This window comes from Loktanella sp. DJP18, assembly GCF_049310965.1.
GTDB lineage: Bacteria > Pseudomonadota > Alphaproteobacteria > Rhodobacterales > Rhodobacteraceae > Loktanella.
Map to the genome: position 1 here is coordinate 26,794 of NZ_JBMERN010000030.1, position 17,564 is coordinate 44,357.

Annotated in this window: 14 protein-coding genes and 1 tRNA gene; 13 read left to right on the top strand and 2 right to left on the bottom strand. The window is 64.1% G+C overall.

Annotated elements, in window-relative coordinates:
- Positions 1-3: 3 nt before the first annotated feature.
- From ACOI1H_RS11035 to ACOI1H_RS11055, 5 genes are all read left to right on the top strand, one after another.
- Positions 4-1,104: a dimethylsulfoniopropionate demethylase gene (locus ACOI1H_RS11035; protein ID WP_422437427.1), complete on the top strand. Its 1,101-nt coding sequence runs from the start codon at positions 4-6 to the stop codon at positions 1,102-1,104.
- A 78-nt stretch (positions 1,105-1,182) separates the two neighbouring features.
- Positions 1,183-2,166 carry an acryloyl-CoA reductase gene (gene acuI, locus ACOI1H_RS11040; RefSeq protein ID WP_422437429.1) on the top strand — a complete coding sequence of 328 codons (984 nt, stop codon included), beginning with the start codon at positions 1,183-1,185 and terminating at the stop codon, positions 2,164-2,166.
- A gap of 164 nt (positions 2,167-2,330) precedes the next feature.
- Positions 2,331-3,971 carry a BCCT family transporter gene (locus tag ACOI1H_RS11045; protein WP_422437431.1) on the top strand — a complete coding sequence of 547 codons (1,641 nt, stop codon included), beginning with the start codon at positions 2,331-2,333 and terminating at the stop codon, positions 3,969-3,971.
- A gap of 212 nt (positions 3,972-4,183) precedes the next feature.
- Positions 4,184-5,902: a BCCT family transporter gene (locus ACOI1H_RS11050; protein WP_422437433.1), complete on the top strand. Its 1,719-nt coding sequence runs from the start codon at positions 4,184-4,186 to the stop codon at positions 5,900-5,902.
- Between the two features lie 84 nt (positions 5,903-5,986).
- Positions 5,987-7,408 (top strand): cryptochrome/photolyase family protein, encoded by a 1,422-nt coding sequence (locus ACOI1H_RS11055; protein WP_422437435.1) that lies wholly within the window; start codon positions 5,987-5,989, stop codon positions 7,406-7,408.
- On the opposite strand, the gene ACOI1H_RS11060 is transcribed toward ACOI1H_RS11055, so the two are convergent.
- Positions 7,405-8,430: a fatty acid desaturase gene (locus ACOI1H_RS11060; RefSeq protein WP_422437436.1), complete on the bottom strand. Its 1,026-nt coding sequence runs from the start codon at positions 8,428-8,430 to the stop codon at positions 7,405-7,407. The genes ACOI1H_RS11055 and ACOI1H_RS11060 overlap by 4 nt on opposite strands.
- 225 nt (positions 8,431-8,655) lie before the next feature.
- On the opposite strand from ACOI1H_RS11060, the gene ACOI1H_RS11065 reads away from it, so the two are divergent.
- The 7 genes from ACOI1H_RS11065 to ACOI1H_RS11095 are packed head-to-tail and all read left to right on the top strand — an operon-like array spanning position 8,656 to position 16,129.
- Positions 8,656-9,864 (top strand): class I SAM-dependent methyltransferase, encoded by a 1,209-nt coding sequence (locus tag ACOI1H_RS11065; protein WP_422437438.1) that lies wholly within the window; start codon positions 8,656-8,658, stop codon positions 9,862-9,864.
- A gap of 19 nt (positions 9,865-9,883) precedes the next feature.
- Positions 9,884-10,324 carry a TrgA family protein gene (locus ACOI1H_RS11070; protein ID WP_422437440.1) on the top strand — a complete coding sequence of 147 codons (441 nt, stop codon included), beginning with the start codon at positions 9,884-9,886 and terminating at the stop codon, positions 10,322-10,324.
- Entirely contained in the window at positions 10,325-11,458 is a 1,134-nt protein-coding gene (locus ACOI1H_RS11075; protein WP_422437441.1) for an NUDIX domain-containing protein, read from the top strand.
- Positions 11,459-11,491: 33 nt separating this feature from the next.
- The gene (locus tag ACOI1H_RS11080) at positions 11,492-12,520 is read left to right on the top strand and encodes a cysteine synthase A (protein ID WP_422437443.1); all 1,029 of its coding nucleotides are present in this window, start codon (positions 11,492-11,494) and stop codon (positions 12,518-12,520) included.
- Entirely contained in the window at positions 12,517-15,054 is a 2,538-nt protein-coding gene (locus ACOI1H_RS11085) for a DUF3772 domain-containing protein (RefSeq protein ID WP_422437444.1), read from the top strand. Before ACOI1H_RS11080 ends, ACOI1H_RS11085 begins: the two co-directional genes overlap by 4 nt.
- Positions 15,051-15,773 (top strand): alanyl-tRNA editing protein, encoded by a 723-nt coding sequence (locus tag ACOI1H_RS11090; protein WP_422437445.1) that lies wholly within the window; start codon positions 15,051-15,053, stop codon positions 15,771-15,773. The genes ACOI1H_RS11085 and ACOI1H_RS11090 overlap by 4 nt, the downstream gene beginning before the upstream one ends.
- Positions 15,773-16,129, top strand: a complete 357-nt coding sequence (locus ACOI1H_RS11095; protein ID WP_422437447.1) for a hypothetical protein — start codon at positions 15,773-15,775, stop codon at positions 16,127-16,129. Before ACOI1H_RS11090 ends, ACOI1H_RS11095 begins: the two co-directional genes overlap by 1 nt.
- Here the strand turns inward: ACOI1H_RS11095 and ACOI1H_RS11100 are convergent.
- A complete protein-coding gene (locus ACOI1H_RS11100; protein WP_422437448.1) occupies positions 16,126-17,232 on the bottom strand; it encodes an AI-2E family transporter in 1,107 nt (368 codons plus the stop codon). The genes ACOI1H_RS11095 and ACOI1H_RS11100 overlap by 4 nt on opposite strands.
- 123 nt (positions 17,233-17,355) lie before the next feature.
- Here ACOI1H_RS11100 and ACOI1H_RS11105 point away from each other — a divergent pair.
- A tRNA-Ser gene (locus tag ACOI1H_RS11105) sits at positions 17,356-17,445 on the top strand.
- Positions 17,446-17,564: the final 119 nt, after the last annotated feature.

Genomic DNA, 17,564 nt, shown 5'->3' on the forward strand with positions numbered 1-17,564 from the left:
GTCATGGCCACCCTCTCGCTTTCGCGCCGCGTGCGGCGCACCCCCTTCTCGGACGGCGTCGAAGCCGCCGGCGTGAAGGGATATACCGTCTACAACCGGATGTTGCTGGCCACGGTCTTTCGTTCGGTGGTCGAGGACTATCGCCACCTCAAGCAGGCGGTGCAGGTCTGGGACGTCGCCTGCGAACGTCAGATCGAGATTGGCGGGCCGAATGCCGCGCGCCTGATGCAGATGCTGACGCCGCGCGACCTGCGTGACATGCAGCCGGGGCAATGTTGCTACGTGCCCATCGTGGACGAGACGGGCGGCATGCTGAACGATCCCGTGGCACTGAAGTTGGCCGAGGATCGCTGGTGGATTTCCATTGCCGACAGCGACCTTCTGCTGTGGGTCAAGGGCATCGTCTTCGGCTTCCGCCTTGATGTGCTGGTGGATGAACCCGACGTGCATCCGCTGGCGGTGCAGGGGCCGAAGGCGGATAAACTGATGGCGCGTATTTTCGGAGACGGTGTGCGCGACCTGCGCTTCTTTCGCTTCGACTGGTTCGACTTTCAGGGAACGTCCATGGTCGTCGCCCGGTCGGGGTATTCCAAGCAGGGCGGTTTCGAGATCTACTGCAACGGCGCGGCCAACGGCATGCCCTTGTGGCACGCGCTGATGGAAGCCGGGGCAGATCTGGACGTCCATGCCGGCTGTCCCAACCTGATCGAGCGGATCGAGGGTGGCCTGCTGTCCTACGGCAACGACATGACGCGCGAGAACACGCCGCACGAAGCGGGGCTGGGCCGATTCTGTTCGACACGGACGGCGATCGGCTGCGTCGGCCGCGATGCCTTGCTGCGGGTGGCGCGCGAAGGGCCAGTCCAGCAGATCAGGCCCATCGCCATCGCGGGCGATTTCCCGCCGTGTGACCGTGCCTGGCCGCTGATGGCGGGCGAGTTGCGCGTGGGACAGGTGACATCGGCTGCGGCCTCGCCCGACTTTGACACCGGCGCCGCAATCGGCATGGTGCGCATGACGCATTGGAATGCGGGCACCGCGCTGACGGTGGTGACGCCAGACGGGCCGCGCACGGCGACCGTGCAGGACAGGTTCTGGACATAGCGCCCTTTGCACGGTGAGGGCCTCCGGCGGGAGTTTACGGGCCAGATGAATACGGATCACGCGACAAGGGAGAAAGTCATGTTCAACGCATTGATCGTCGAGAAGGACGCTGAGGGGCAGACCACCGCATCTGTCCAGAAGATCGGCATGGATCGCTTGCCGGCGGGCGAGGTGACGGTCACTGTCGAATATTCCACCGTGAACTACAAGGATGGCTTGTGCATCGGGCCGGGGGGTGGGCTGGTGCGCAGCTATCCACATGTTCCCGGGATCGATCTTGCCGGGACAGTCGAGGCATCCGACGACGACCGCTACGCCCCCGGCGACAAGGTCGTGCTGACCGGTTGGAGGGTGGGCGAAGCCCACTGGGGCGGTTACGCGCAGAAGGCGCGGGTCAAGGCGGACTGGCTGGTGCCATTGCCGGACGGATTGACCACGAGGGCCGCGATGGCCGTCGGTACGGCCGGTTTCACCGCGATGCTTGCCGTCATGGCGCTGGAGGATCACAGTATCAAGACGGGCCCGGTCCTTGTCACCGGTGCCTCTGGTGGTGTCGGGTCCGTCGCCACGGCGATCCTGGCCAATCTCGGCTACGGCGTCGCCGCCGTAACCGGGCGCCCCGAAGGGGCCGATTACCTGCGCGATCTGGGCGCGACCGAGATCATCGCCCGCGCGGACCTGGCCGAAACGGTAAAGAAGCCGCTGGAGGCGGAGCGCTGGGGAGGCTGCGTCGATGCGGTCGGCGGGGCCATGCTGGCGCGTGTGCTGGGGCAGATGGAATACGGTGCCTCGGTCGCGGCTGTCGGCCTTGCTGGGGGGGCGGGGTTGCCCGCCACCGTGATCCCGTTCCTGTTGCGGGGCGTGAACCTGCTGGGCATCGACAGCGTGTTGCAGCCCTATGACAACCGCCTGCGCGCCTGGGCGCGGATCGCCACCGACCTGCCACTGGACAGGCTCGACGCGATGACCACAGCCGCCACCCTGTCGGATCTGCCGCAACTGGGTGCCGACATCCTGAAAGGACAGGTGCGCGGGCGTGTCGTCGTGGACGTGAACGCCTGACAAATCTGTCACTTCGTCAAGACGTCCGCCTGCGATCCAGGCTGGAAGCGACACAAGAAATGTCGCAATTGGTTGCGCTTTGGCGTCATCCTGACGTTCGGCAGGTGGAAACTTGCTCGGTCTTGCCGTATGGTGCTTGAAATACATCAGTAAGGGGATGGTCCATGACAGACGCCGCAAGCGAGGGCATACCGCCACCGGACGGAGCCGCCGGCCTGATCGACACAGACTACATCATCGGCCAGGACAACGTCGAAGGCTCTGTCGGTCCCTTGGGCTTTGACATCCACAATCCGGTGTTCATGGTCTCGGCCTGTTCCGTTGTGGCTTTCGTCTTCTACACGCTGGCCTTGCCGGAACAGGCGGGCGCTGTGTTCTCGTGGCTCTTCTCCGCGGTCACCACGGGCTTTGACTGGTTCTTTCTGACCGCCGCCAACATCTTCGTTCTGTTCTGCCTGTTCCTGATCGTCTCGCCTCTGGGCAGCGTTCGGCTGGGCGGCAAGGCCGCGACGGCGGACTATAGCTATGTAGGCTGGTTCTCGATGCTGTTCGCGGCCGGCATGGGCATCGGCCTGATGTTCTATGGTGTGTCCGAACCGCTCACCCATTTTTCGACAGCACTGGGCGGCACCACCGTTGAAGGCGGTGTGCGCACAGACTGGGCCCCTCTGGGCGGTGCCGTGGGCGACGAGGCCGAGGCGATCCGGCTTGGCATGGCTGCAACGATCTTTCACTGGGGCCTTCACCCCTGGGCGATCTATGCCGTGGTGGGACTGGCACTGTCGCTCTTCAGCTACAACAAGGGTCTGCCGCTGACGCTGCGGTCGGCGTTCTATCCACTGCTGGGCGAACGTGTCTGGGGCTGGCCCGGGCATGTCATCGACATCCTCGCCGTCTTCGCCACGCTGTTCGGTCTTGCGACCTCTCTGGGCTTCGGGGCGGCACAGGCGAATGCCGGCCTGAACGAGGTGTTCGGCCTGCCCATCGGCAACACGACGGAAGTGCTGCTGATTTCGGGGATTACGGCGATCGCACTGATTTCGGTCCTGCGCGGCCTTGATGGCGGCGTCAAGATCCTGTCCGAGATCAACATGGGCCTTGCCTTTCTGCTGCTGGCCTTCGTGCTGCTGGTCGGCCCGACGCTTGCGATCCTCGACACCTTCGGATCGTCGCTGCTGGCCTATGCGGAATATCTGCCGCAACTCGCGAACCCGATTGGACGCGACGACACGAACTTCATGCAGGGCTGGACGTCGTTCTACTGGGCCTGGTGGATCAGCTGGTCGCCTTTCGTCGGCATGTTCATCGCCCGCGTCAGCCGGGGCCGGACCGTGCGCGAATTCCTGACCTGCGTGTTGCTGATCCCCAGCCTGGTCTGCGTGCTGTGGATGTCGGTCTTCGGCGGCATGGCAATCCAGCAGGTCGTGCAGGACGGCTACACCGCGGCGCAGGACGCAGAGTTGCCGCGACAGTTGTTCCTGATGCTGGACGGCCTGCCGCTGACCACGATCACATCGTTGATCGGTGTCGTGCTGGTCATCGTGTTCTTCGTGACATCGTCGGACTCGGGCTCGCTGGTCATCGACACGATCACGGCGGGCGGCAAGGTCGATGCGCCAGTGCCGCAACGGGTGTTCTGGTGCCTGTTCGAGGGGGCCGTGGCGATCGTGCTGCTGCTGTCCGTGGGCGGTCTGTCGTCGCTGCAATCGATGGTCATCTCGACCGGGTTGCCATTCACGCTGGTCCTGCTGGTCATGTGCTTTGCGATCTATCGCGGGTTGCAATCGGAACGCGCAATCCAGTGAAGGCGGCTGCGGGCGGCGTCAAAGCCGCCCGCATGGCAACCGGCGGCTTCGCCGTTCCGGTGGAAACGGACCCCCCTTTTTTGATGACCATCGACCTGTTGTGATGACTATTTCGAGCAGCGAAGTGTCGTTTCCGACGTGAGCGCGACCGGGAACGGTCATAGTCTTTCCGCGTCAAAACAAGAAAGTCAGCAACAGGGGGAAAAACGCAGATGGCGATCAAGCCGATCATTACAGACTTGCCGATCAAGGTCGCGCAACGCGGCTTCTACAAGGGGTTCAGCCTTGACGTGACACTGACGTCGAAGATCGCCATCGGTCTTCTTGTCGTCTGGGCAGTGGCCTTTCCGGATAACGCGGGCCGCGTGCTGGGCGAATTCAACAGCTTCATCCTGACGAACTTCGCGACCTGGTATGTCGCCGTGATGGCCTTCTTCGTCATCGTCTGCATCGTGCTGGCCGCCTGGCCCGCCGCCGGGCGGCTGCGTTTGGGCCTGCCGGGGGATCGCCCGGAGTTCGACAACTTTTCCTGGTTCTCGATGATGTTCGGCGCCGGCATCGGGGTCGGGATGCTGACCTGGGCGGTGGCAGAGCCTATCTATCATTTCAACACCAACCCTGACGTCATCATGGGGCAGGCCACCTCGGCCGGGGCCGACAACATGATGAACGCCTTCAAGTGGTCCTACCTGCACTGGGGCCTCACGGCGTGGTCGGCCTATGCCATCGCGGGATTGGGGCTTGCATTCTTTGCCTACCGCCGGTCGCTGCCGCTGACGATCCGGTCGTCGCTGACGCCGCTGTTCGGTGCGCGTCTGTCCGGGCGGCTGGGCCATGTCATCGACGCGGTCGCGGTCATCGCCACAATCCTCGGCGTGGCGCAGACGCTGGGCTTTGGCGTGAACCAGTTCATTGATGGTCTGGCACGGATCGGGATGGGCGACTGGCTGATGCGTACGAACGCAGAAGGTGCCGTCAGCCCCTCGATCGCCGGCATCCTGTTCGCGATCACCATCATCATGGGTGCGTCCACCCTGTCGGCGCTGTCGGGCGTCGGCAAAGGCATCAAGTGGTTGTCCAACATCAACATGGTGCTGTCGATCTTCCTGCTGGCTTTCCTCATGATCTTCGGATCGACCTTCTTCGGCGCACAGGCGTTCTTCGTCGGGATATGGAATTACCTGATCGCGTTGCCCGGCATGGCCGTCACCGTGTTCGACGGCTCTGATGGAGAGACCGGTGCCGCGCTGGCGGGCTGGCAAGGGTCGTGGACCGTGTTCTACTGGGCCTGGTGGGTTGCCTTCGCGCCCTTCGTCGGGCTGTTCCTGGCCCGCATCTCGCGCGGGCGGACGATCCGTGAATTCGTGCTGGGCGCGATCTTCGTGCCGTCGCTGATGTGTTTCGTCTGGTTCGCCTGGGCCGGCGGCACGGCGATCGATCTGGAACAAGGCGGGCAGGCTGGTGGTGCCATCTTCGGCGCGACCGACGGCGGCAAGATCTTCGCCATGACGGATCTGCTGATCGGCAACGAGGTCCTGCAATATCTGATGGCGGTGGTCATCGTGATCCTGTTGATGACCTATCTCGTGACCTCGGCCGATTCCGCCGTGTTGATCGTGAATACGATCAACGCCGCAGGAGACGAAGGACCGAAGGCACGGCCACACATCATCTTCTGGGGCGTGGCACTCGGCGTGGTCGTGGCGGCGTTGCTGATCATCGGCGGGATCGGGGCGATCCAGACGGCGATGGTGATCGGGGCGCTGCCATTCTCGGTCGTGATGGTGCTGATGGCGGTGTCGCTGATCAAGGCGATCTACCTCGACAGTCGCCGCACCCTGATCGGGATGCCCACGACGGCTGGACCGAATGTCGCGGGGTTGCAGCACCAGATTGGAGGTCGGCAGGATCGACCCACCCCGGCCGAATGATCCGCGAAAGGCCCCGGTGCAGCGCGGGGCCCTTTTCGTGACGCCTTTCGATTGACCTGACACGCGGCGGGCTACCTTGCGGACATGACCAGTACATCTCCCATCATCCTGTGGTTCCGGCGCGATCTGCGCCTTGGCGACCATCCCGCCCTGACCGAAGCCTGCGCCTCTGGCCGGCCGGTCGTTCCGCTGTTCATCCACGATGAAGTGGTGGCCGGGCAGGGGGCCGCACCCCGGTTCCGCCTGGGACTGTCGGTGGCATCGCTGCGCGACGCCCTGGCCGGCAAGGGGTCCCGTCTGATCCTGCGTCAGGGCCGTGCGCTGGACGTGCTGCGTGCCATCATCAAGGAGACGGGTGCCACCACCGTCTATTGGTCACGGCTTTACGATCCCGATGCCAAGGCCCGTGATACGGACGTCAAATCGGCGCTGACGGACGACGGGTTGGAGGCCAAGAGTTTCGCGGGGCATCTGCTGTTCGAGCCCTGGTCGGTCGAGACGCAGACGGGCGGCTTCTACAAGGTCTACACGCCCATGTGGAAGGCCGTGCGCGACCGCGATCTGCCAGACACGCTGCCTGCGCCTGCGCAGATTCCGGCCCCAAACCGCTGGCCTGCCTCTGACAAGCTGGATGACTGGCAGATGGGGGCCGACATGCGGCGTGGCCATGATGTCGTGCTGGCCCATTGCACCGTGGGCGAAAGCGCTGCGCGACACCGGCTAAGTGCCTTCATGGCGCACCGAATCGCCACCTACAAGACCGCGCGCGACATTCCCGGCGTTGAAGGCACCTCTGGACTGTCCGAAAACCTGACGTACGGAGAGATCAGTTCTCTGGCTTGCTGGCATGCGGGCCAGCGCGCGTTGCACGACGGCAAAGGCGATGCCGAGGTGTTCCTGCGCGAACTGGTCTGGCGCGAGTTCGCCTATCACCTGATCCATCACACCCCGCGCATCGTCAGCGACAACTGGCGCGAGGAATGGGATGCGTTTCCGTGGAATACCGACGAACGGCGGGCCGAGGTTCTGGCCTGGAAGCAGGGGCGCACCGGCATCCGCTTTGTCGATGCGGCCATGCGCGAATTGCAGGTGACGGGCAAGATGCATAACCGAGGCCGCATGATCGTCGCAAGCTACCTGACCAAGCATCTGATGTGCCACTGGAAGATCGGTCTGGCATGGTTCGAGGATCAACTGATCGACTGGGACCCCGCCAACAACGCGTTGGGTTGGCAATGGTCCGCCGGATCGGGGCCGGATGCCACGCCCTACTTTCGTGTCTTCAACCCGGTCACGCAACTCGACAAGTTCGACAAGGACAGGGACTTCGTGAAGGCCTGGCTGGCCGAGGACTATGAAAACCCCTCAAAGACCGCGCTGTCCTTCTACAACGCGATTCCGCTGCATTGGAACCTGTCGCCGGACGACACATACCCCGACCCGGTCGTCACGCCCGAAGCTGGCCGCAAGGCCGCGCTCGACGCCTATCAGAACCGGGACTTCTAGGCGGCGAGGCGGGCCTGACGGAAAGAGATCAGGCGATTGCGCTCTGCGTCCCACAGATCGAGGGTTGCGCATTTCAGGCTTTGGCGCAGGGTCATGCGGCTGACTTCGACCAGTTCCTGATGGTCCCGGAGCACGTCAGGCAACCGGTAGAACGGAATGCGGCTGTAAAGGTGGTGGACGTGATGGATGCCGATGTTGGCCGTCATCCAGCGCAGCACCAGCGGCAGATCATAATGCGAACTGCCGTGCAGGGCCGCCTCGTGCAGTTGCCAGTCGGGATCGTGTTCCCACATCGTCGTCTCGAACTGGTGCTGAACGTAGAACAGCCAAACGCCGGCAGAGGCGGCGACGAGCGTCGGCGGCAGGAAGACGAAGACCAACGCCTCCCACCCGCCGAACCAGAAGATCAGCGCAAGAGCCGTCGCGATGACAAGGTTCGTCACCATGGCCGATACCCAATAGACGCGCCCGGCGGTCATCAAACCAAGCGGCAGGCGATTCTGGACAAAGAAGAGCCATGTCGGGCCAAGCCCGAACATCACCAGCGGATTCCGGTAGACGCGATACATGAAGGCGGAGAACCGGGGCAGCGCCTGATATTCCGCAAGTGTCAGGGTATGCACGTCGCCGATGCCGCGGCGGTCCAGGTTGCCCGCATGGCTGTGGTGCAGCGCGTGGGTCCGCCGCCAGACGTCATAGGGCGTCAGCGTCACGGTGCCGAGGATGCGACCGATCCAGTCACTGAGGTGGCGGTTGGTGAAGAACGACCCGTGGCCGCAGTCATGCTGGATCGCGAACAACCGCACGAGGAAGCCGCCGTTCACCACGCCAAGCGCGACGGCCAGCAGCCAGCTGATCTGGACCGCGTGCCATGCGGCGATCCAGAGCACGATGAAACCGACGACTGTGACGCCGATCTCCCAAAGGCTGCGAAGGGGGTCCGGATCGCGGTAGGCCGCAAGGATGCGAACCCAATCGCGCGCGGCTGTGTCGTCGGGCGGCAGAGTGGTCGTCCGGTGCATTACGGCATCTGTCCTTTGCGATGTTCCGCCTCCGATAAACGAGATATGGTTATAAACAAGTAAATTCGGCGGCATATGTAGATATGTGTCCACGCCGCGGCACCCTGTCGCGGCACGCGATCAACTGCAACTATTTCATCGACCCTGCGTGACTTTAAGGATCAAAACATTAAAACCCTTTCAGGTGTCCATCAGAAGAGGCACCCGCGACAGACAGGACCTCGCATGATCTTGACGACCACCGACGGCCAGACCGGCTTGCCGCGTTACTTTACTGCCGTCTTCAAGATGATGGATGTGCTCAAGCGCGGGCGGATCGACGTGATCCTGCCCGACGGTCGCCATTTTCGGGCCGAAGGCCGCGACGCCGGGCATGTCGCCGAAATCACGGTGCACAATCCCGAACTTTTCGCGCGCATCGTGCGCGAAGGCGATCTGGGCTTCTGCGATGCCTATCTCGATGGCTGGTGGTCGACACCAGACCTGATGGCCTTCATGGACCTGATCCACGACGACGCCGAAGAGATCTACGACGGCTTTCCCGGCCAGTTCCTTGTGCGGACGTTCGAACTGATTCGCTTCTGGCTGCAAAGCAACTCCAAGAAGCAGGCGCGCCGGAACATCGAGTATCATTACGATCTCGGAAACGACTTCTACGGGCTCTGGCTGGACGACACGATGACGTACTCCTCGGCCATCTTCGAGTCCGGGCAGGAGAGCATGGAGAAGGCACAGATCGCAAAGTATGCCTCGATGGTGGATCAGATGGGCGTGTCCCCGGGCGATCACGTGCTGGAGATAGGATGCGGCTGGGGTGGTTTCGCGGAATATGCCGCAGCCGAACGCGATTTGCGCGTGACCTGCCTGACGATCAGCAAGGAGCAGTTCAACTACGCTGTGGATCGCATTGAAAAGGCAGGGCTTTCCGACAAGGTGACGTTCAAGTTGCAGGATTACCGCGACGAGACCGGCACTTATGACGGGATTGCCAGCATCGAGATGTTCGAGGCGGTCGGTGAACAGTATTGGCCGGTCTACTTCAAGACGGTCCGTGACCGCCTGAAGCCGGGCCGCAATGCCACGCTTCAGATCATTACCGTCGCCGACCGGCGATGGGAGGTCTACAAACGTGGTCCGGACTTTATCCAGAAATACATCTTTCCGGGTGGCATGCTGCCCAGTCCCGGAAAGCTGCGAGAGGTCATCACACGTAACGGCCTGTCGGTCGTGAAGTCGGTGGAATTCGGCCACAGCTACGACCAGACTCTCCGGCGCTGGCACGAGACGTTCAACGCCAAATGGGATCAGGTCGCCGCCCTTGGCTTTGACGAACGGTTCCGGCGGATGTGGAACTTCTACCTGACCTCTTGTGCTGCGACCTTTGCCAGTGAAAACTGCGACGTGACACAGATCACGATCACGCGACCCGCCTGAGGGGTCGGAAGGGGACCAGATGCCGACGACCGGAAAACTCGCGGGGGCCGTGTTCTTTGCGCTGCTTGCCGGATTGCTTGCCTACCTGCTGGTGCCGTTCTTCGAAAACGGCCGCGCACCGCGATATTGGTATCCGCTGTGCGGGATCGCAGGCATCATGACCGGGTGGATGGTTGTTGGCCCGCGCACCGGCAACGGCACAGGTCAGGCCATCGGCGTAGGGTTGACCGGAGCGGCCGCGACGGCGTTCTGGGTGCTGATCCTGCTGTCGGGCTACGATATGATCCAAGCCTCCATGCGGGGGCGATACGATGGCCCGATGGATGCGGTGATCGCCGTATTCACGATCATGACGGACTACGCCCAACAGTTGTATGCACCTTTCATTCTCGCCGTCTGGCTGGGCGGCGGCATCGTGGCGGGCCTTTTGACCGACGCGCTTGGCAAGCGGTATCGCTAGGTGGATGTCTTCGTCTATGGCATCCTGTGCGACGCCGATCTGCGCCGGGCGGTGGCCGGTGACGCGGGTCATGTAACGCCTGTCACGCTGCACGGCCATGCCGTGCGTCCCGTCGTGGACGATGTCGTGCCCACGATCACCACCAGAGCCGGTGCGACGGCCGCGGGTCTGCTGTGGCGCGGGCTGACGGCTGATCAGGTCGATCGCGTTGCCTTGTTCGCGGCGGCTTTTGGCGCGACGCCGACCACGGTCACCGTGACCTGGGGCGACACGTCGACGGCCATGGCCCGGATGTGGCTGCTGCGCGACGTGGCCGTGCCCGGGCCGGGCAACTGGTCGTTTGCGGCGTGGCAAGCCGGCTGCGCCGCCACGACGGTGGATGCGACGCAGGAGCTGTTCGCGTCCATGCCGCGACCCGACCCGGCAAACCTTCGCCGGCAGTGGCCGATGATGCTGAAGCGGGCATGGGCGCGGCACTGCGCTGAGATCGATGGACGTCCTGCCAGCCTTCGGCACAAGGCCCGCGCCGAGGACACGAGGGTCAGTGACCGGACTGCGCCCGCCGGTCGGTTCTTTCGGTTGCAGGGCTTTGACGTGACGCACCACCGGTTCGACGGCGGCACGCAGGGGCCGCTGCCGCGCGAGGTGTTTGTCGGGATCGATGCGGTCCTCGTGTTGCCTTACGATCCCGTTCGCGGTCGGATCGTGCTGGTCGAACAGGTCCGCATGGGCGCGCTGGAACGGGGCGATCCGAACCCCTGGGTGCTTGAACCCGTCGCCGGGATGATTGACGCCTTCCAGACTCCGGAGGACGCCGCCCTGCGCGAAACCCGCGAAGAGGCGGGCCTTGACGTGCGCCTGCGGCACGTGGCGTCCTACTATCCCTCGCCCGGCAACGCGACGGATTACTTTCATACCTACGTCGGCCTGTGCGATCTACCCGACCTCGAACGCTACAGCGGCGGCCTCGACAGTGAACAAGAGGATCTGCGCCTGCATGTCCTTTCGCTGGATGCGGCCTTGGCCCTGGTCGAGAGCGGCGAGATTGCGGCCGGTCCCGGCATCGCGCTGATCTATTGGCTGGCGCTGCACCGGGACGCCCTGCGGCTTGAGTTCGCGCCCGCCGGGGCCTAGGTAGTCTGCAACACGCAACGAAGGGGTCACGCCATGCACATCAAATCCGATCTTGCCGATGCGGTCGGCAATACGCCCCTGATCAAGCTGCATGCCGCGTCAGAGGCGACGGGCTGCACGATCCTCGGCAAGGCGGAATTCATGAACCCCGGCCAGTCGGTCAAGGACCGCGCCGCACTCTACATTATCAAGGATGCAGTGGCGAAAGGGCAGTTGAAGCCCGGTGGCACCATCGTCGAAGGCACCGCCGGGAATACCGGCATCGGCCTCGCGCTGGTCGGCGCCTCGATGGGGTTCAAGACGGTGATCGTCATTCCCGAAACCCAGTCCGAGGAAAAGAAGGACATGCTGCGCTTGGCAGGTGCAGAGCTGGTGCAGGTGCCTGCCGTGCCCTACAGCAACCCCAACAACTACGTGAAATATTCTGGCCGTCTGGCCGAAAAGTTGGCTCGCGAATCGAACGAGGGCGTGATCTGGGCCAACCAGTTCGACAATATCGCCAACCGGCAGGCCCATTTCGAGACGACCGGCCCGGAAATCTGGGACCAGACCGAAGGCCGGGTCAACGGCTTCGTCTGCGCCGTGGGCTCTGGCGGGACGCTGGCGGGCGTCGGCATGGCCCTGCAACCCAAGGGCGTGAAGGTGGCGCTGGCCGACCCCGAAGGTGCCGGACTTTACAAGATCTATACCGGCCAGGAAAACCCCGGCGACAGCATCACCGAAGGCATCGGTCAAGGCCGCATCACAGCGAACCTTGAAGGTTTCACCCCCGATTTCAGCTATCGCATCCCCGACGCAGAGGCGCTGCCGGTTGTCTTCGACCTGTTGCAGCACGAGGGGCTGTGCCTGGGCGGATCGTCTGGCGTGAACGTGGCGGGTGCGATCCGTCTGGCCCGTGACATGGGCCCCGGCCATACCATCGTGACGATCCTGTGCGACTACGGGACCCGTTACCAGTCCAAGGTCTGGAATCCGGATTTCCTGCGGTCCAAGGGCCTGCCGGTGCCGTCCTGGCTGACCACCGGCCCGCAATCCATCCCCGGCGTCTTTGAAGACGCATGACGCGGACGTGGTGTCTGACGCTTTGCCTGCTGGCTCTGCTGACAGGGCAGGGCGCGCATGCGCAGCTTTCGCTGGACGGGCTGGTATCGCCACCCGCCCCGACCGAGGAGGCCGCACCATCCGACGCGCCGGCCGAGGAGTCTGCCGCCGATCCGGAGGCGCTGGACGCGGCGCAGGCGGCGCTGGCGACGGCGGTGCCGGACCTTGACGACTGGAAAACCCGGGTAGAGGCCGCCGAGGCATTGCTGGCTTCCGGCACCGGCTCTGCATTGGCCCTGACGCGAACACGCGAAATGCTGTTCGGCTGGCGTGACCGGTTTCAGGCGTTGGATTCGCTGAACGCCAGACGGATCGCCACGGTGCAGGCGCAACTTGAAGCGCTGGGTGCGCTGGCCGACGGGGCAACGGATCAGCCCGCAATCGCCGCCCGACGCGAGGCCTTGACCGATCAGTTGGACGAGTTGCGCGCACCCGCGATCCTTGCCCGGGAATCCTACGCCCGCGCGAATGGACTGATCGCTGAGGTCGACGATAAATTGCGCGCCCGGGAGACCACGCGGCTGACCGAACGAGGGCCATCGCCGCTCAATCCTCTGAACTGGCCCGCCGCATGGGAGGGTGCGCGCGACGCGCTGCGCGGCATTTCAGCCTCGGCCGCGGCGCGCATCGACACCAACCTGTCGTCGGGCGCGATGCTGCGGACCTTGCCGCTGGCATTGCTTTATCTGATCGTGGCCCTTGTGCTGCTGCTGTGGTCCCGCGCCTGGGTCGTCCTGTTGCAGGACAGGGTCGAGCGGAGCCATGCCCGTGGCCGCGCGGTCTGGTCGTTCCTGCTGTCGCTGTGGCAGATTGTGCTGCCGACCCTCGGCCTGTCCGCTCTGATCCTCGGTCTGCGGCAGATCGGTGTTCTGGCCCGGTCGGGGGACGCTGTGTCACAGGCGATCTTCGGCGCTGGTTTCATCACTATAGTCGCGCGCTGGCTGAACGAGCAGCTTTTCCCGCTGGGCGAGAGCGGCGGCCCGCTCGGTTATCCGGCCGAGGTCCGTGCGCGCATAAGGCGCAACGGCGTGGCGCTTGGCATCGGGCTTGCGGCGATCATCATTGTCGGCGCGCTGATGCGCAGCGTGGGCGCCACGGACGCCGCCACCGGCGTCGTCGTCCTGCCAGTGCAGGTCTTGCTCGCGGTCGTGCTGTTCCGTCTGGGCTATCTGCTGCGGCACGCGCCGATGAACCGGCAAGGCAAAGGCGGGTCCGCCGGCCGGGTCCGCAACACGGTCGGGCTGCTGTGCATGATCGTGGCCATCGTGACGCCGATCCTGTCCGCCACGGGATTTGCCGCCGCCTCGGACGCGCTGTTTGCGCCTGCGGTCATGACGCTCGCGATCTTCGGCGTCATTATCGTTTTGCAAAGGCTCGTCTACGACATCTACGCCCCGGCCGAGGCGTCGGAGGATGCGGGCCCCCTGATGCCGGTCCTCATCGGTTTCATCCTCGTCGTGCTGGCGATCCCCGTGTTGTCGCTGGTCTGGGGCGCGCGCGCCACCGACCTGCTGGAGGTCTGGGCCCAGTTCCGTGCGGGGTTCCAGATCGGCGAGACCACAATTTCGCCCACCGACTTCCTGACCTTCGTCATGATCTTCGCGGGGGGCTACCTGCTGACACAGTTCGTCAAACGGCAGCTCAGATCCACGGTGCTGCCCCGCACGCGGATGGACCTTGGCGGGCAGAACGCGGTCGCGGCGAGTGTCGGCTATATCGGTATCTTTTTGGCGGCGCTGATCGCCATCACGACGGCGGGCATCAACCTGTCCAGCCTCGCCATCGTCGCCGGTGCGCTGTCGGTCGGCATCGGTTTCGGCTTGCAGACCATCGTGCAGAACTTCGTATCGGGCATCATCCTGCTGATCGAACGCCCCATCGGCGAAGGCGACATGATCGAGGTGAACGGCCAGGTCGGCTTCGTGCGCGACATCTCGGTCCGGTCCACCCGGATCGAGACCTTCGATCGCACCGATGTCATCATCCCGAACGCCGATCTGGTCAGCGGTCAGGTGACGAACTGGACGCGCGGCAATCTGGTCGGGCGGCTGATCCTGCCGGTCGGCGTGGCCTATGGGTCCGACGTGGAAAAGGTCCGGTCCATCCTGCTGGACATCGCACAGTCCCATCCAATGGTCATCGCGGATCCCGGGCCGCAGGCCCTTTTCATGGCCTTTGGCGACAGCAGCCTGAATTTCGAACTGCGGATGATCCTGCGCGACGTCAACTGGAAGATCATCGCCACGGACGAGATGAACCGGGAAATCCATCGCCGCTTTGCCGAGTCCGGCGTCGAGATTCCGTTTCCGCAGAGGGACCTTTGGCTGCGCAATCCCGAGACGTTGCGGCCTGCCGATATGGAGGACGACGCGCCAGAACCAGCCGTCACCGATGACCGCCCGGCGACGGCGCGCGACGCCAGCGCCATGATGGACGCCAGCGACCTGCACGACACCGCGGACGCAGACCCCGACCCGGATGGTGGTGGACGATGACCGAGGCGCTTTTCATCGCGGACGCCTACCTGCGCGAAGCGGCAGGCCGCGTCATGGGCCACACCGCGGAAGGCGGGATCGTGCTGGACGCTTCGATCTTCTACGCGACTTCCGGCGGGCAACCGGGGGATGCCGGGCGATTGGACTGGGATGGTGGCGGCATCGACATCGCCACGACCGTGAAGGGGCAGGGCGGCGATATCGTCCTGGTCCCCGCCGAACCCTCTCGCCTGCCCGAGATCGGAACCCGTGTGACGCAATCGCTGGTCTGGGACCGGCGGCATCGCCTGATGCGCGTTCACACCGCGCTGCACCTGCTATCGGTCGTGATCCCGCTGCCCGTCACCGGCGGCCAGATTGCGGTCGACAAAGGGCGGCTCGATTTCGACATGGAACACGCACCCGACGACAAGGACGGGCTGGAAGTGCAGCTGAACGCGCTGATCGCCAGGGATCTGCCGGTCACGGCGGACTGGATCACGCAGGGTGCCCTCGACGCGCGGCCAGAGCTGATCAAGACCATGTCCGTCAAACCGCCACGCGGGCAAAGCCACATTCGCCTTGTGCGCATCGGTGAAGGGGCGGAGTTCGTCGATCTGCAACCCTGCGGCGGCACGCACGTCGGCTGGACCTCCGAGATCGGGCGTGTCCGCATCGGCAAGATCGAAAAGAAGGGCCGTCAGAACCGCCGGGTCTATCTGCATCTGGAAGACGCCTGATGTTCGGCGTTCTGTGCAGCATGACAGCAGTGCTGAGCCTGTCGCTTTGCGCCGTTCTGCTGATCGCGCCCGACCGCTATGTCGACCTTTACGGACTTGCGGCCGACCAAGGTGGCGTGTTCATGGGCCGACGCGCTGCACCCCTGCTTCTGGGGCTCGCCGTCTTTTTCTGGGTGATGCGCGACGCAGGCCCGGGACCGATGCGGGATGCCACGGCGTTCGCCGCGGCCCTGACGTTTTGCGGGATCGCGGCGACCGGCGCCTGGGCGTATGTTACCGGGACCGCCAGCTTTGCCATTCTCGTCGCGGCGGCGCTGGAAACGGCTATCGGTTTGGCGTTCCTGTTGGTCCGCTAGAGGCGGCGCAGCGCATCCTCGCCGTCCGGCAACCCTTCGCGCGACAGCAGGATCGCGACGGGGCGCAGGGCCGGCACATGGCTGCACACGACCAGCAGCATCACCATGATCGGCACCGACAGGAACATGCCCGGCACGCCCCAGACCGCCCCCCAGAACGCCAAACTCAGAAGGATGCCGAAGGATGACAACCGCAGGGCGCGTCCCATCAGCATCGGGTCGATGATCGACCCGTTCACGAACTGGATGCCGCCAGCGATGGCAAAGATCACCGCCGTCAGCCACGGATCCCCGAACTGGACATAGGCGGCCAGCGCCACCAGTCCTGTCGCCACGATGGAGCCGACGTTAGGGATGAAGTTCAGCACGAAGGTGATGACCCCCAGCGGCATCGCGACCTCCATCCCGAAGGCCCGCGCCAGCGCGTAGGTCATGGCACCCGTCACCAGGCTGATCAAGGTCTTTACCAGCAGGTAATAGTTCACCCGGTGGATGATCGACGAGATGATCTGCCCAACCCGCTGCGCCTGCTCGGGATTGCCGGTAAAGGCCAGCAGCTTGGTCTGGAACCAGACCCGTTCGGCAAAGAGGAAGCCAACGAATAGGATCACGAGGACAGAAGCCTGCGTCAGACTGGTGGCCCCCCCGGCGGCCCCGCGCAGATAACCCGACAGCTCGATCGTGCGCATGGAGTTCAGCACCGCCGCCTTGGTGTCGTCGCCGGCCCAGGCGAACAAGGCGGCAATCGCCTCCGGTGCGCGTTCGGCGTAGGCCAGCGTGACCTGAAGGATCGTGTTCACCTGTGCGACGATGATCGAGGTCGCGGTCAGCAGCGCAGCCCCGATCAGCAGAAGCGCCGCGATCGAGGCGATCCAGTTCGGGATGTGCAACCGACCGATCCGCTGTCGCGCGATGAAGCTGATGACGTCGGCCGTCAACGAAAAGAGGATGATCGCGACGGCAAGCGAGATCAGGATGAACCGCGCCTGCACCAGCAGGAACAGCACAACGGCAAAGGCGATGATGACAAGCGCCGTCGTCTGCACCCGCGCCAGCGCAAACCGCTGGGCACTTGTGTCTTCGGGGCGGGGCAGATGCTTCATCGGGACAGACTCTGAGGGACGTCACGTTTATGCGCAGGGCCTGCCGCAGTTTCAATGGCATGCGTCCAATTTTCGTCAAGGCCCCTTGCACGCCCGGGCCCCCTTGGCTAAAGACGCGCCAACGGACAGGTGGCCGAGTGGTCGAAGGCGCACGCCTGGAAAGTGTGTAGGCGGGGAACCGTCTCCAGGGTTCGAATCCCTGTCTGTCCGCCAATCGCCCTTTAGAAACCGTTCTTCCGATCTGGCTGTGGCCAGATTTTTCTGTTGTTTTCGAGGGTTATGCGCGTCGAGCTGAGCACTGGACCATGCGCCGAATGGCCCGGAAGCGTTCT

Coding starts and splice junctions, on each gene's coding strand:
- ACOI1H_RS11065 (WP_422437438.1), top strand. CDS start 8,656: ATGATCTTGACGACCACCGACGGCCAGACCGGCTTGCCGCGTTACTTT.
- ACOI1H_RS11050 (WP_422437433.1), top strand. CDS start 4,184: ATGGCGATCAAGCCGATCATTACAGACTTGCCGATCAAGGTCGCGCAA.
- ACOI1H_RS11045 (WP_422437431.1), top strand. CDS start 2,331: ATGACAGACGCCGCAAGCGAGGGCATACCGCCACCGGACGGAGCCGCC.
- ACOI1H_RS11090 (WP_422437445.1), top strand. CDS start 15,051: ATGACCGAGGCGCTTTTCATCGCGGACGCCTACCTGCGCGAAGCGGCA.
- ACOI1H_RS11055 (WP_422437435.1), top strand. CDS start 5,987: ATGACCAGTACATCTCCCATCATCCTGTGGTTCCGGCGCGATCTGCGC.
- acuI (WP_422437429.1), top strand. CDS start 1,183: ATGTTCAACGCATTGATCGTCGAGAAGGACGCTGAGGGGCAGACCACC.
- ACOI1H_RS11095 (WP_422437447.1), top strand. CDS start 15,773: ATGTTCGGCGTTCTGTGCAGCATGACAGCAGTGCTGAGCCTGTCGCTT.
- ACOI1H_RS11080 (WP_422437443.1), top strand. CDS start 11,492: ATGCACATCAAATCCGATCTTGCCGATGCGGTCGGCAATACGCCCCTG.
- ACOI1H_RS11035 (WP_422437427.1), top strand. CDS start 4: ATGGCCACCCTCTCGCTTTCGCGCCGCGTGCGGCGCACCCCCTTCTCG.
- ACOI1H_RS11070 (WP_422437440.1), top strand. CDS start 9,884: ATGCCGACGACCGGAAAACTCGCGGGGGCCGTGTTCTTTGCGCTGCTT.
- ACOI1H_RS11100 (WP_422437448.1), bottom strand. CDS start 17,232: ATGAAGCATCTGCCCCGCCCCGAAGACACAAGTGCCCAGCGGTTTGCG.
- ACOI1H_RS11060 (WP_422437436.1), bottom strand. CDS start 8,430: ATGCACCGGACGACCACTCTGCCGCCCGACGACACAGCCGCGCGCGAT.
- ACOI1H_RS11085 (WP_422437444.1), top strand. CDS start 12,517: ATGACGCGGACGTGGTGTCTGACGCTTTGCCTGCTGGCTCTGCTGACA.